Consider the following 14,041-nt stretch of genomic DNA (forward strand, 5'->3'; position numbering starts at 1 on the left):
GTCGCCGCGCGGGTTTCCATGAAAGGCATGAGCCGTACGCCGTTCGCCCCGCCCGGATCCACGCCGCCGGCCACGGTCGTCGTCGGCGCGGACGCGCCGCTGACGATCGAGGAGGTCGTCGCGGTGGCCCGCCACGACGCCCCGGTGCGGCTGGCCGAGCAGGCCCTGGCACGGATCCGGCGGACCCGAGCGGTCGTCGACGCGCTCGCGGACGACGACGTACCGCACTACGGCATCTCCACGGGTTTCGGCGCGCTGGCCACGACCTCGATCCCGCCGCACAAGCGAGCCCAGTTGCAGCGCAGCCTCATTCGCAGCCACGCCGCGGGCTCCGGCCCGGAGGTCGAGCGGGAGGTGGTCCGGGCGCTCATGCTGCTGCGACTGGCCACGCTGGCCACCGGGCGCACCGGCGTGCAGGAGCGGACGGCCACGACGTACGCCGCCCTCCTGAACGCGGGGATCACGCCGGTCGTGCGGGAGTACGGCAGCCTCGGCTGCTCGGGTGACCTCGCCCCGCTCGCTCACTGCGCGCTGGCCGCGATGGGGGAGGGCGAGGTGCGCGACGCGACCGGCGAGCTGCGGCCCGCGGCCCCGGCGCTGGCCGCCGCCGGCATCGCGCCGCTGGAGCTGCGCGAGAAGGAGGGCCTCGCGCTCATCAACGGCACCGACGGCATGCTCGGGATGCTCTGCCTGGCCATCGCGGACCTGACCGGGCTGCTGACGGCCGCCGACGTCGCCGCGGGGATGAGCGTCGAGGGACTGCTCGGCACCGACCACGTCTTCGCCGCGGACCTGCAGGCGCTGCGCCCGCACCCCGGCCAGGCCGCCTCCGCCGCCAACCTGCGGGCCATGCTGGCCGACAGCCCGATTCGGGCCAGCCACGCCACGGCGGCCTGCACCCGCGTGCAGGACGCCTACAGCCTGCGCTGCGCGCCGCAGGTGCACGGCGCGGCCCGGGACACCGTGGCCCACGCCCGGGTCGTGGCCGGTCGCGAGCTCGCTGCGGCCATCGACAACCCGGTCGTCACCCTCGGCGAGCGGGTGGAGTCGAACGGCAACTTCCACGGCGCGCCGCTCGGCTACGTCCTCGACTTCCTCGCGATCGTCGCCGCCGACGTGGCCAGCATGAGCGAACGACGGACGGACCGCTTCCTCGACCGGGCTCGCAACGCGGGCCTGCCGCCGTTCCTCGCGGACGACCCGGGGACGGACTCGGGGCACATGATCGCGCAGTACACGCAGGCGGCCATCGTCGCCGAGCTCAAGCGACTCGCCGCGCCGGCGAGCGTCGACTCGATCCCCAGCTCGGCCATGCAGGAGGACCACGTCTCGATGGGCTGGGCCGCCGCGCGCAAGCTGCGCCGCGCTGTGGACGGGCTGGGCCGGGTCCTGGCCATCGAGGCGCTCACCGCCGCGCGGGGGATCGAGTTGCGGGCGCCCCTGGTCCCGGGTCCGGCGGGGGCGGCCGCGGTCGCCGCGCTGCGCGCCGGCGGGTGGCCCGGGGCGGGCCCGGACCGGTGGTTGGCGCCGGAGATCGAGGACGCGTACGCCGTCGTCCGGTCCGGCGCGCTCGTCGGCGCCGTCGAGGCGGTCGTCGGCGTGCTCGCCTGACCCGCCTGGTGCGGCCGTTAAGATTTCGGACGTGACCGTCCCCGACGTCGAGCCGCTGGCTCCCGCCTCGACCACCGGCGACGCGCCCAGCCACCCCACCGCCGCGGGGGGACGCTCCCGCTGGGGTTCGCGGTTCGAGTTCTTCGCGATGAGCGCGGTCGGGGGTGCGATCCTGGCGGTGATCTGCGAGTACTTCCCCAGCATGACCCGCGGGTCCCTCTCCCTCGGCACCGGCGACCATGTGGTGCTCGCACCGCTCGGCATCCACTGGGCGGACCCGCAGGCCTTCGCCGGCGACTGGTTCATGCAGAACGCTCCCCAGCCGCACTGGCTGTTCGACTACCTCATCAAGTTCGGCTGGCAGTCCGGGCACCTGTCGCTGGTGCTCTTCGCCTACTGGGTCCTCGGCTGCTTCATCACCGGGATGGCGACCGCCGTCCTCGCGCGGCCGTGGGGGCGCGAGCACGCCTGGGGCGCGGTGCTCGCGTGCGGCCTCCTGTCGGGGATCATCCCGTTCGCCGTGGCCGGGTCCACGTGGATGGGCTACCCGTCGGCGGTCCCCAACATGCTCGGCGGGGCGCTGCTCTACCTGCTCTCGGCCTGCGTGATTGCCGGCCGCTACCGCTGGACGCTGGTGATCCTCCCGGTGCTGGCCGTGGTGCACGTGCAGATCGGCGCCATCGCGCTCGCGGTCAGCCTGCTCGGCGCCATCGCCTGTGTCCCGCTGCTGCGCAAGGTCCAGCCGCCGCGCGGCCGGGTCGGCCTCTACGCGGGCGTCTGGGTCCTTTCGGCCGTGATCGTCCTGGCCGAGATGAAGGCCCGATCGGTCGCCGCCGACCGCAAGGACTTCGTCGAGATCTGCGACAACTACATCCCCTACCACTGCTCGGCGAGCCAGTGGCCGGCCGCTTCCGTCGTCGCGGTGCTGGCCTGCTGCACGTTGACGCTGGCCTGCGCCGTCTACGTCCGCCCCGTGCGCCGCCCGATCTTCCTCGGCACCATCGGGGTGTGCGCGGTCGGCACGGTGATCGCCATGGTGCTCGACGGGCTGCACGTGCCCGTGCTGGGCGAGCTCATGCAGGCCCTCAACGGCTACCGGGTCGGCCTCGCGATGTACCCCTACGCCATGTGGGGACTGGTCCTGCCGTTCCTGCGCCCGGCGTTCACGCTCAAACGCCGCCTCGCCGTCGCCGTGGTGTGCGTGGCGATGCCCCTGTTCCACTCCGCGGGCACGGGCAAGATCGACTTCGGCCAGGGCAAGTTCCACTACAGCGCCACGGATCTGGCCCTGATCGCGGCGTACGTCGTGCTCGCGGTCGTCGCCGCCGGCGGGTTGCACCGGACGCACGAGCAGCGCCGCCGGTTCAACGGCGCCGTCCTCGCCGCGTTCTGCGTGTGGGTGCTGGTCGCAGCCTTCGGCACCGCCATGTACTTCCAGCGGCACCCGTCCGCCACGGTCTGGGGCGGCAAGGCGGGCGCGGCCTGGGGCGTGCAGGCGCGCAAGATCCTGCCCCCGGGTTCCCAATACCTGGCGTCGCCGTACAGCATCGGCTTCCGCCTCAACTCCCAGCGTGGCTCGGTCGTGGACTGCAAGAACATCCCGTACGGCGGCCCGGCGTACGGCGAGTGGAAGGAGCGGCTCGACGCGGTCGGCGGGTGGGAGCACTGCCTCCACGACACCTACTTCACGACGATGCCCGCCCGCGAACTCGTCGCGGTCGCGGACCGGTACGGCGCCGACGCCATCATCACCAAGGATGATGAGGGCCGCGACCAGGTGCGTGACCTGACCGCCCTGGGCTGGAGCTACTACCACGTCAAGGTCGACACCATCGACTCGGCGATCCTGCTGCGACCGGGGGTTGCGCCTGCGGATCCTGGCGTGAGGACGTCCAGTCCATGATGGAGCTGGTCAAGCGCGTCCTGCGGCACAGCGCCATGCGCTACCTCGTCGTCGGCGGCCTCAGCTTCGCCGTCAACGTGCTGCTCCTCAACATCCTGATCGTGCACCTGCACTGGGACCCCGAGCGGGTCGCGGCGCCCGCGGCGTTCCTGCTGACCTTCGGGGTGGCCTACACGCTGCAGCGCGTCTTCACGTTCCGCTCCGAGGCGGGCGTGAACGGATCGATGGCCCGCTACCTGGTGCTGGCCGGGGTGAACACCCTGGCCCAGATCCCCTTGCACGAGTTGGGCAGCGCGCTCGGCCTCGGCACCGCCCGCCGGCAGATCCTGGCCACCGGGATCATCACCGTCTGGAACTACTTCGCCTACCGGCACTGGGTGTACGTCGACCGGAGCCACCCCCTGCCCGCGGATGAGGAGACGGTGGCCTGGCACGAGCGGGCCGTACACCGTGTGCGGGTCGTGGCCAACATCGGGCCCAGCGGGGCCGCCACGTCAGGCGCCTCGAGCGCCTCGGGCCAAGACCAGTCGGGCGAGCCCGGTCCCACCCCGGACCCGGGGCGGGTGGCCTGATGAGCGAGCGACCGGCGCTGTCCGTCGTCGTCCCGGCCCATAACAGCGGGCCCGTCCTCGAGCACAGCGTGCAGACCCTGACCTGTGCGCTGGCCGACCTGCCCGGCGCCGAGGTGATCCTCGTGGAGAACGGGTCCCGGGACGGCACCTGGCGCCTCGCCCAGGACCTGGCCGCCCGCGCGTGGCTGGTTCCGGTGCAGGCCGTCCAGTCCGCGGTGGGACTGGGCAACGCGTACGCCGAGGGGGTGCGCCGCGCCACGGGCGACCTCGTGCTGCTGACGGCCGACGACCTGCCGTTCGGGATGACCGACGTGGCGGGCTGGGAGGCGGCCGGCTGCCCGGCGGGGATCGTCATCGGGTCCAAGGCGCACCGCGACTCCGTCGTACCGCGGGCGGTTCTGCGTCGGGTAATGACGTTCGTGTTCACCTGGCTGCGCCGGATCGTGCTGCGCCTCGACGTGGGCGACACGCAGGGCACGGTGTTCGTGCCGGCCGGCTGGGCGCGGGAGGTGCTGCCTCGGCTCGTCGAGGGCGGCTACCTGTTCTCCACCGAGCTGCTCTACGCGGCCCACCTGCAGGGGCTGCCCATCACCGAGGTGCCGATCACGCTGCGGGAGCGCGACGACGACGGCGGCACCCGCATCAAGGTCTCGGACGTGCTGGAGATGGCCCTGGGTCTGCTGCGGCTGCGCCGCCGGGCGGGTCAGCTCGGTCACGGGGCCGCCCGGTAACGGGAGTCACTCGCGTCCGGGCTGATCGGGGGTGCGCCGGGGCACGGCGGTTCGCGGGCCGCCCCACACGTCGTACAGTCGGGGCCGTGACCCGAGTCGTGACCGAGGTGCCGGACTGGCTGAGGGCCGTTCGCCCGGCGCTGGAGGCGGACGTCCCGCAGTGGTGGGAGCAGTTCGTGCCGCCGCCGCGGCCGCGGGTGCGTTCGGCCGTGCTGCTGCTCTTCGCGGGGCATCCGCGTGCGGACGACACGGTGGGCTACGACGTGGTGCTCACCCAACGCTCGGCGCACCTGCGCTCGCACGCCCACCAGGTCTCTTTTCCCGGGGGGAAGCTGGACCCCGGCGACGACGGGCCCATCGACGCGGCGCTGCGCGAGGCGGAGGAGGAGGTCGGGGTCGACCCGGCGAGCGTCACGGTGGTGGACATCCTGCCGGGGCTCTACATGTACCCCTCCCAGAACGCCGTCACGCCCGTGCTGGCCTGGTGGCGCGACCCGCACCCCATCGACGCCGTAGACGAGTTCGAGGTGGCCCGGGTGGTCCGCGCCGACCTGGACCACCTGTTGAACCCGGACTGTCGGTTCACGGCGAGCCTGCCCGACTACGGGTACAGCTCACCGGGATTCGAGGTCGACGGGCTCTACGTGTGGGGCTTCACCGCGATGCTGCTCGACCACGTGCTCACGCTGGGCGGCCTGAACCGCCCCTGGGATCGCGCGGACATCCGCCCCGTCCCGGACCGCTACCGCGACTGATCGGCTTAAACGCGAGTCGGCTCAACGCGAGTCGGCTCAGCGCGAGTCGGCCTGACGTGCGTCGGCGTCGCGCGCGCCGTCCTCGCGGGCCGCTTCCCGGCGTGCCGCGTCGGGGCTGGCCGAGCCGATCAGGCGCGTGCGCCGCTTCTCCTCCTTCGCCACGTCGTCGGCGGTGGAGTCGCCGTCCCCCTCGCCCGCCAGCTTCTTGGGCGAGACCCCCACGGCGGACAGTCCGCGGGCCAGCCCGGGGAACGTGTCGTGGCCCACCCAATAACTCACGGTGGTGTTGACGACGGCGAGGAACGGTACGGCGAACAGGGCGCCGACGATTCCCAACAGGAACGACCCGGTGCCGACGCCGAGGATCACGGCGAGCGGGTGCAGGGCCACCGCCTTGCTCATCAGCACCGGTTGCAGGATGTGGCCCTCGATCTGCTGGACGGCCAGGATGACGCCGAGCATGATCAGCGCCACGACGGGGCCCTTGACGAACAGCGCGACCAGGACGGCCAGGGCGCCGGAGACGAACGCGCCCACGATGGGGATGAACGAGGCGAAGAAGATGATCAGGGCCATCGGGATGAGCAGCGGGAGTCCGAGGGCCCAGGCGCCGAGCGTGATGAAGACCGCGTCGACCGCGGCCACCAGGCATTGGGTGCGCGCGTAGGCGCCCAGCGTGACGAATCCCCGCCGAAAGCCCTCGTGGAACGGCGCCTGGGCCTCCCGCGGCAGCAGCCGCACGATCCACGACCAGATCCGGTCGCCCTCGGAGAGGAAGAAGAACGTCGAGATCAGCGCGATGAGCGCGCCGGCGAAGAACTCCGTGGCGGTGCCACTCGCCCGCAGCGCCCCCCGCGAGAGGGTCTGGCTGTTCTCGGTGACCCACTCGCGGCCCGTCTGGATGTACTCCACGAGCTTGTCCCCGCCGATGTGCAGCGGGCCGTTCTGGAGCCACTCCGTGAGCCGGTCGACGCCGAGGTTGGCCTGCTGCACGAGGTCGGTCACGCCCGTCACCAGCTTGGTGCCCGCCAGCGAGAGCAGCCCGATGACGATGGCCAGGAAGGCGAGCACGGTGATGGCGGCGGCGGCGTGGCGCGGGAGCCCCAGCCGGTGGTTGAACAACACCCCGACGGGCATCAGGAGCCCGGTGAGCAGGGCGGCGACCGCGAGCGGAATGACGACGGTCGTCGTTGCCCCCAGGACCTGCAGCAGGCCCCACAGCGCGACGGCGATGACGATGACGCGCCACGCGTACCCCGCCGCCACCTGCAGCTGGAACGGGATGGCGGCGGCAGCGTCCCGACGTACGGGGGTGGCGTCCCGAAGGCTCGTCGCCGCGGGCGTCACCCGGCGAGCAGCGGCCGCGGTCGTGGCGGCAGGGCCGGCCGCGGTGCCGCGGGACGGAGGGGTACGACGAGCGGGGCGGCGGAAGAGGGGCATGACTCCTCAGTCGAGGTCGCGGTGTTCGGACGCGCCCAGTCTCGCACGCGCAGCCCGATCGCCGCCTCGCTCGACGGCCCCGCGGGTTAGAGGACGGTCATCCGCTGGGGGCTGATCTCCGCGCCGTTCTCGTCCTGCTCGACCAGGTAGACCATGGCGCCGTCGCGCTCGGCGTAGCACCCCTGCAGCTCACCGTCGATGAAGTGCAGCGCCGCCCCGTTGTCGGCGCCCCAGCCGGAGGGCAGCTGGCTGGTGTCGACGAACTCCTTGAACTGCGGCCGCCGGTCGGCCTCGCCGTCGAAGTGCGGGCAGAAGCTGCCCTCGACCAGGCCCAGGCCGTGCGGGAACGGCGAGATGCCCGCGCCGTAGCCGTCGGTGGTGCAGGCCTCGAACCACGCCGAGCCACCGGCGCCGGACCCTGCCAGGACCACGTTGCGGCTGGTGTCCAGGGCGATGTCCTGCAGCTTGCGGGACAGCCCGTGCGCCGCCCACAGGGCCATCATGTTGACGGTGTTGCCGCCGCCGACCAGGAACACATCGACCTCATCGAGCCGCGACAACGACGCCGCGGCGCCCTCCCACAGCGTGAGCACGCTGGTGCGGGCGTGGGCGTGGCTGTAGGCGTTCATGAACCGCGACACGTAGAGCCCGTTGTCACCCGACGCCGTCGGCACGAAGCAGACCAGCGGGTTGCTCGCGTCCGTCAGGGACAAGATGTAGCGGTCCAGACTCGTCGCGGCGTACCCCTCCGAACTGGAGAAGCCGCCGCCGCCCATCGCGACGATGTGTGTGGTCATGCGTCAGAACCTATCCCGCTTCAGGGGGCCAGCGGGGGCGAAGGAAGCCGTGGCCTGGGCCACCTCCCCGCGGGCCGTGGGCCACAATGGGGCCGTGTCCAACGGGAGGCTCGGGGGCCTGGCGTGCGCGGTCCTCGCGGCCGGCGGCCTCGGCGTGGGCAACGAGCTGACGTCGGGCGATGGCCGGCCGGGCTTCATGGTGGGGCTGAACGATCACGTGGTCCTCACGCCGTACGGCATCAACCGCGCCGACCCGACCGCCTTCGCCGGGGACTGGTTCACCCGCGAGGCACCCCAGCCGCACTGGCTGTTCGACGCGGTGGTCTGGGCGGGCCGCTCGGCGGGGAATCTGCCTGTCGCGTTGCTGCTCTACTACGTCGTCGCGCTGGGGGTCTTCGGCGTCGCGACGGCGCTGTTGGCGCGACGGTGGTGCGGCGGTACGCCGTGGCTGGCCGGCCTCGCGTCGCTGACGGTGGGACTGCTGTCGGCGTACCAGGCCGTCTATCTCGCCGGCACCAACACCCTGAACAGCCCGCTCGCGCTGCCCAACGTGCTCGGCGGCGCGCTGGGTTACCTGTTTCTGGCCGCCGCGCTGACCCGGCGGCGTTGGGCGCCGGCCGTGCTGCCGGTGGCGGCCGCGGCGCACATCCAGATGGGCGTGTTGGCCCTCGGGGCCGGGGCCCTGGTCTGGGGGTTCGACGTCTGGCGGTCCCGGGCGTGGCTGCGGACTCGACCCGGTCCGGCGCGACGGGGGTTGGCGGTGCCCGCGGCCTGGTGGGTGCTGGGCGCGCTCGTCGCGCTGGGGGGCATGCGGGCGCGGTCGGTGGGCAGCGACCCGGCGGCGTTCGTGGAGATCTGCGACCGGTACATCCCGTTCCACTGCGCGGCCCGCAGCTGGAGCCTGTGGCAGCTTCTCTCGACGGTCGCGGCGGCTGGGCTGTGCCTGCTGCTGGCGGCGGCGCTGCCCGGGGGTCGGGGCGGGCCGCGGCGGTATCTGCTGGCCGTCGGGGTGCCGGCGGTGCTGCTGGTGCTGGCGATGGCGGCGGACCGGCGCGGGGTGCCGGTGCTGGGGCGGGCGGTGCAGGCGTACAACGCCTACCGGGTGGGGAATCTGATCTTCCCGTTCGCCGTGTGGGGGGTGTTGACTCCGGTCCTCGTGCTGGTGGGGCGGGGGCGGCGGATCCGGTCCGGCACCGGGGTGCTGGCCAGGGTGACGGCGGGGGTGCTCGCGGCGGTCTGTGCCCTGGCGACGACGGTGTTCTACACGAGCCCCGGGGTGCCGGCCGGGATGAAGACCGGGTTCGTGGCCGACCGGCGGCTCACCGCGGCGGCGCTGGTCACGCTGGTGGTGCTGGTCGCCGTGCTGGGAGTGGCGGCGGTGGTCGGGTCGGGCCGCAGCGCGCCGGTACGGCGTCGGTGTGCCGGATCCGTGCTGGCCGTGCTGGCGGTCGGCGGGCTGCTGGTGGTGCGCTCGGCGGGGTTCACCGGCGCGGTGCCGGCGCCGCTGAGCTGGCCGGCCAGCGCCGCCGAGGGCGCGTGGGGCGCCCGGGCCCGGGCGGTCCTGGCCCCCGACGTACAGGTTCTGCTCAACCCCGCCCGCCCGCAGCTCAAGCTCGCGCTGGAGCGGGGGGTGGTGGTGGACTGCAAGGACCTGCCGTACGGTGGCGCGGCGTACCGCGAGTGGACCGCCCGGCTCGACGCCCTCGGCGGGTGGGCGCAGTGCGCGAGCTATTCGCCGGCGGCGTACGACGGGCTCAGCGGCGCCGCCCTCGACGCCGCGGCCAGGCGTTATGGGGCGAAGGCCATCGTGGTCGCGCACCGCGAGGGGGAGTCGTCCGGCCAAGCGGCCGAGCTGGTGGCGCGGGGTTACCGGCTGCACCGGGTAAGCGCCGACGGGACGGGGCTGGACACGGACGTCCTCGTGCGCTGAGCGCGGCTTTCTGCCCTGTCCCCGAGAGGACCCGTCTCACCGGGCCCGTCTCACCGGGCCCGTCTCACCTGGCCCGTCTCCCCGGGCCCGTCTCATCAGGCCCGTCTCATCAGGCCCGTCTGACCAGGCCCGCGCCTGCCCCACGGACCTGCTCTCCCGGGAGGAGGCGCCTCACCTGAGTGCGAGAGGACTCACGTACGTTCGCGAGTCCTCTCGCATGGAGGTGAGGCGCCTCACCTGGCGTCGGGGCGTCGGGGCGTCGGGGCGTCGGGGCGTCGGGGCGTCGGGCCGTCGGGCCGCCGGGGCGTGGGGTCGCCGGATGCGGCACCAGATCTGTCTGGGCAGTGCCCGCCGGCCCGCCAGCCCGCCAGCCCGCCGGCCCGCCAACCCGCCGACCCGGCGCGTGCCGGGTCAGAGGCCGGCCAGCAGGGCGCCGGGGCGCTCGACGCAGTCGGCGACGTACCGGATGAACCCGCCCGCCACCCCGCCGTCGCAGACCCGGTGGTCGAAGGTCAGCGACAGTTGGGTCACCGGCCGCACGGCCAGCGCGCCGCCCACCACCCATGGCTTGTCCACGATCCGTCCGACGCCGAGCATCCCGGCCTCGGGGTGGTTGATGATCGGGGTCGACCCGTCCACGCCGTACACGCCGTAGTTGTTCAGCGTGAACGTGCCGCCGGTCAGTTCGGCCGGGGTCAGCGTGCCGGCGCGGGCGCGCTCGACCAGGTCGCGCAGCGCGGCGGCCAGCTCGGTCGTGGTGAGCTGCTCGGCGTGGTGCACGACGGGTACGACGAGGCCGCGCGGCGAGTCCGCCGCGAACGACAGGTGGATCGAACCGAGGCGGACGATCTCGCCCGCGTCCAGGTCGACGCGCGCGTTGACCGCCGGGTAGCGGGTCAGCCCCGCCACGACGATGCGCGCGAGCAGCGCGAGGTAGCCGATCCGCGCCTCCGGCACGGTCGCCGCCAGGTCGTCCTTGAGCTGCCGCAACCCGGTCGCGTCGACGTCGACCCAGGTGGTGGCGTCGGGGATCTCCCGCCGCGACTGGGTGAGCTTGTCCGTGATGACCTTGCGAATCCCGGTGATCGGGATGCGCTCCTCGACCAGCCCACGACCGTTCGTGACCTGCGCTTTGGGTGCCATGGCACCAAACGTGCTGGTCGACGAACGGTCGCCTGTGGACAACGCTGGACCAGGTGCAGGCGCGGTGGCGATTGCCGCCTCCACGTCGCGCTTGGTGATGATCCCGCCGGGAGCGCTCGGGCGCACCCGGCGCAGGTCGATGCCGTGCTCCGCGGCCATCTTGCGCACCAGCGGGGAGATCACGCGTACGGCGTCGCCAGGGCGCGACCCCGGCGCCGTGCCCTCGGCCGACACCCGACCTCCCATGGTGGGCGTCCCAGCCGCAGGCCCAGACCCGGCCGGGCTCGCCGCCCCGAACGCGAACTCCCGCTGCGACGCCGCGTGCGCCGCCTGCCCGGGGGTCTCCTCGGCCCGGGCGGCCACCACCCGACGGCGCCGGCCGCGCTTGGCCTCCGAGGTCCCGTACCCGATCAGCACGTTGCCCGACCCGCCCCGCTCCTCGGTGACCGCCTCGGTCACCCGGGGGTCCCGCTCGGACTCGGGCGTCCCCGACGGCACCAGCGCCGACGCCTGATCCGCGCCACCTCCGCCGCCAGCCGAGTCGCCAGCGCCAGCACTCGCCGCGGTGGTCACGCTGATCAGCGGCGTGCCGACGTCCAGGACGGCTCCCGCGTCGCCGTACAGCTGGGCCACCACCCCGGCGTAGGGGCACGGCACCTCCACCTGGGCCTTCGCAGTCTCCACGGTGACCACCACCTGGTCGACGGCAACCGTGTCCCCCACCGCGACGGCCCACGAGATGATCTCCGCCTCGGTCAGGCCCTCGCCGAGGTCCGGCAGCAGGAAGGTCTGGGTGCCCATCAGCGGGGACCCCCGGCGCGGGCGCCCTCGACGTACCGCAGGTCCGGCTGGTCGTCCCACTGCAGCCGCGCGATGGCGTCCAGCACCCGCTCCACCCCAGGCAGGTGCACGTGCTCGAGTTTCGGTGGGGGATAGGGGATGTCGAGGCCCGCCACTCGCAGCACCGGCGCCGCCAGCGCGTGGAACGCCCGCTCCTGCACCCGCGCCGCGATCTCCGCGCCCACCCCGGCGAACCCCTGCGCCTCCTGCACCACCACGCAGCGCCCGGTGCGCCGCACGGAGTCCACCACGGTCGCGTCGTCGTACGGGGTGATCGTGCGCAGGTCCACGACCTCGACGGACCAACCCTCGTCCACGGCGGCCTCGGCCGCCTCCAGCGCGACCGGCAGCGACGGCCCGTACGCCACCAGCGTCACGTCATCCCCACGGCGCCGCACCGCCGCCCGCCCCGGCGGCAGCAGGTCCTGGCGGACCGCGAGGTCCTTCAGGTCGGTCTCTGCCTTCGACCAATACAGCCGTTTCGGCTCCAAAAAGACGACCGGATCGGGGGAATTGATCGCGGCGCGTAACAGCACGTACGCGTCCTCGACCGTCCCGGGGGTGTAGACCTGCAGGCCCGGGGTGTGCGCGTAGTACGCCTCCGACGAATCGCAGTGGTGCTCGACCCCGCCGATCCCGCCGGCGTAGGGCACCCGGATCACCATCGGCATCGACAGCCGCCCGCGGGTGCGATTGCGCATCTTCGCCACGTGCGAGGTGATCTGCTCGAACGCCGGATAGGCGAACGCGTCGAACTGCATCTCCACCACGGGCCGCAGCCCGGCCATGCACATCCCGATCGCGAACCCGACGATCCCGGACTCGGCCAGCGGCGTGTCGAAGCACCGGTCGTCGCCCAGGTCGCGGGCGATCCCGTCGGTGATCCGGAACACCCCGCCGGCCACGCCGACGTCCTCGCCAAAGACCGAGACGGTGTCGTCGGCAGCGAGCGCGTCGCGCAGCGCCTGGTTGAGCGCCGCCGCAAAGGTCACCTGCGCCATGTCAGTGCCCCTTCCGTACGTCGCCGCTGCGCGGCGCAGGGGGTACGTCGTCGCCCGCGCCACCCGAGCCCAATTCCGGCGCCTCGGCGGCGATCTCGGCCAGCACCATCGCCCGCTGCTCGGCCAGCTGCGGGGTCAGCGCCGCGTACACGTGGTCGAACATCGCCGCCGGCTCCACCGGCGGGTCCTCGTTCATCCGATCCCGCAGCGCCGCCGCCGCGGCCTCGCCCTCGGCCGTGATCGCCTCGATCGCCGCGTCGTCGAGCCGACCGATCGCGCGCAGGTAGGCCTCCAGCCGCACGACGGGGTCGCGCCCGCTCCACTCCTGCACCTCATCCGCGGTGCGGTAGCGCGTGGCGTCGTCGGCGTTCGTGTGCGCCTCCATCCGGTACGTGTGCAGCTCCACCAGCACCGGGCCCTTGCCCGACCGCGCCCAGTCGACCGCCTTGCCGACCACCGCCAGGACCGCGAGCGCGTCGTTGCCGTCGACCTGCTCGCACACGACGCCGTACCCGATGCCCTTGTACGCCAGGCTCGGTGCCGCGGTCTGCTTGGAGAGCGGCACGGAGATGGCCCAGCCGTTGTTCTGCACCACGAAGACGACTGGCGCCTTGAAGACGGCGGCGAAGTTCAGCGCCTCGTGGAAGTCGCCCTCACTGGTCGCGCCGTCGCCGATGAACGCCAGCGCCACCCGGTCGCGGCCCTGCCGCGCCTCGCCGTACGCGACGCCCGCCGCGTGCAGCAGCTGCGTCGACAGGGGTGTGCACTGCGGGGCGGTGTACGTCGCCGCGGGGTCGTAGCCGCAGTGCTGGTCGCCGCGCAGCAGGGTGAGCACCTCGACCGGGTCGATGCCGCGGGAGACGAGGGCGACGGAGTCGCGGTACGTCGGGAAGAACCAGTCGTCGGCGCGGATGCTGAGCACCGACCCGACCTGGCAGGCTTCCTGGCCGCGGGAGCTGGGGTAGACCGCCAGCCGACCCTGCTTGGTCAGCGCCGTGGCCTGGGTGTCGAAGCGCCGGCCCAGCACCATGCGGCGGTAACACTCCAGCGCCAGGTCGTCGGAGGGCGCCGTGTAGTCGTCGGTGTTGGGGGCGACCCGCTCGCCCTGCTCGTCGAGGAAGCGCACCGGCTCGGGAGCGGGGATCAGCCCGGCCTGGAACGGCGGGTGCGCCTCGTCGTGGGTGACGGCCTGGGCCGCCGCCTTGGCGGCGCGGGCGTTCGCGGCCGCGCGCTTGCTGGCCGGGGCGCGCTTGCTCGGCGCGGACGCCGCTGCCGTCTTCTTCGCGGGGGTGCTCACCATCGAGACGCCTTCCTGTCC

The 14,041-nt window shown here is 73.3% G+C and carries 11 protein-coding genes; 6 read left to right on the plus strand and 5 right to left on the minus strand.

The features are described from left to right. The first annotated feature begins 18 nt into the window (after nucleotides 1–18). The 5 genes from hutH (at nucleotide 19) to IPK37_09035 (ending at nucleotide 5,572) form a co-directional block, all read left to right on the plus strand. Complete coding sequence (gene hutH / locus IPK37_09015; protein QQS02424.1) at nucleotides 19–1,611, plus strand: histidine ammonia-lyase; 1,593 nt, start codon at nucleotides 19–21, stop codon at nucleotides 1,609–1,611. Between the two features lie 31 nt (nucleotides 1,612–1,642). Beyond that, on the plus strand, nucleotides 1,643–3,514 hold the full coding sequence (locus IPK37_09020; GenBank protein QQS02425.1) for a hypothetical protein: 1,872 nt from the start codon (nucleotides 1,643–1,645) through the stop codon (nucleotides 3,512–3,514). Further along, nucleotides 3,511–4,086, plus strand: a complete 576-nt coding sequence (locus IPK37_09025) for a GtrA family protein (protein ID QQS02426.1) — start codon at nucleotides 3,511–3,513, stop codon at nucleotides 4,084–4,086. The genes IPK37_09020 and IPK37_09025 overlap by 4 nt, the downstream gene beginning before the upstream one ends. Then, nucleotides 4,086–4,817, plus strand: a complete 732-nt coding sequence (locus IPK37_09030) for a glycosyltransferase family 2 protein (protein ID QQS02427.1) — start codon at nucleotides 4,086–4,088, stop codon at nucleotides 4,815–4,817. Before IPK37_09025 ends, IPK37_09030 begins: the two co-directional genes overlap by 1 nt. Before the next feature lie 98 nt (nucleotides 4,818–4,915). Further along, nucleotides 4,916–5,572: a CoA pyrophosphatase gene (locus tag IPK37_09035; protein ID QQS02772.1), complete on the plus strand. Its 657-nt coding sequence runs from the start codon at nucleotides 4,916–4,918 to the stop codon at nucleotides 5,570–5,572. A gap of 36 nt (nucleotides 5,573–5,608) precedes the next feature. On the opposite strand, the gene IPK37_09040 is transcribed toward IPK37_09035, so the two are convergent. After that, nucleotides 5,609–7,012 (minus strand): AI-2E family transporter, encoded by a 1,404-nt coding sequence (locus IPK37_09040; protein ID QQS02428.1) that lies wholly within the window; start codon nucleotides 7,010–7,012, stop codon nucleotides 5,609–5,611. An 86-nt stretch (nucleotides 7,013–7,098) separates the two neighbouring features. Beyond that, entirely contained in the window at nucleotides 7,099–7,809 is a 711-nt protein-coding gene (locus tag IPK37_09045) for a Type 1 glutamine amidotransferase-like domain-containing protein (protein QQS02429.1), read from the minus strand. Nucleotides 7,810–7,903: 94 nt separating this feature from the next. Here IPK37_09045 and IPK37_09050 point away from each other — a divergent pair, with 94 nt between their 5' ends. Next, entirely contained in the window at nucleotides 7,904–9,739 is a 1,836-nt protein-coding gene (locus IPK37_09050) for a hypothetical protein (protein ID QQS02430.1), read from the plus strand. Between the two features lie 411 nt (nucleotides 9,740–10,150). Here IPK37_09050 and IPK37_09055 read toward each other — a convergent pair whose 3' ends face one another. Genes IPK37_09055 through pdhA form a run of 3 tightly spaced genes read right to left on the minus strand, consistent with a single transcriptional unit; the run spans nucleotide 10,151 to nucleotide 13,870 of the window. After that, nucleotides 10,151–11,683 carry a 2-oxo acid dehydrogenase subunit E2 gene (locus tag IPK37_09055; GenBank protein QQS02431.1) on the minus strand — a complete coding sequence of 511 codons (1,533 nt, stop codon included), beginning with the start codon at nucleotides 11,681–11,683 and terminating at the stop codon, nucleotides 10,151–10,153. Further along, nucleotides 11,683–12,723, minus strand: coding sequence for an alpha-ketoacid dehydrogenase subunit beta (locus IPK37_09060; GenBank protein QQS02432.1), 1,041 nt, complete (start codon nucleotides 12,721–12,723; stop codon nucleotides 11,683–11,685). The genes IPK37_09055 and IPK37_09060 overlap by 1 nt, the downstream gene beginning before the upstream one ends. Before the next feature lies 1 nt (nucleotide 12,724). After that, nucleotides 12,725–13,870, minus strand: a complete 1,146-nt coding sequence (pdhA, locus tag IPK37_09065) for a pyruvate dehydrogenase (acetyl-transferring) E1 component subunit alpha (protein QQS02773.1) — start codon at nucleotides 13,868–13,870, stop codon at nucleotides 12,725–12,727. Nucleotides 13,871–14,041: the final 171 nt, after the last annotated feature.

The organism is Austwickia sp., assembly GCA_016699675.1.
GTDB lineage: Bacteria > Actinomycetota > Actinomycetes > Actinomycetales > Dermatophilaceae > Austwickia.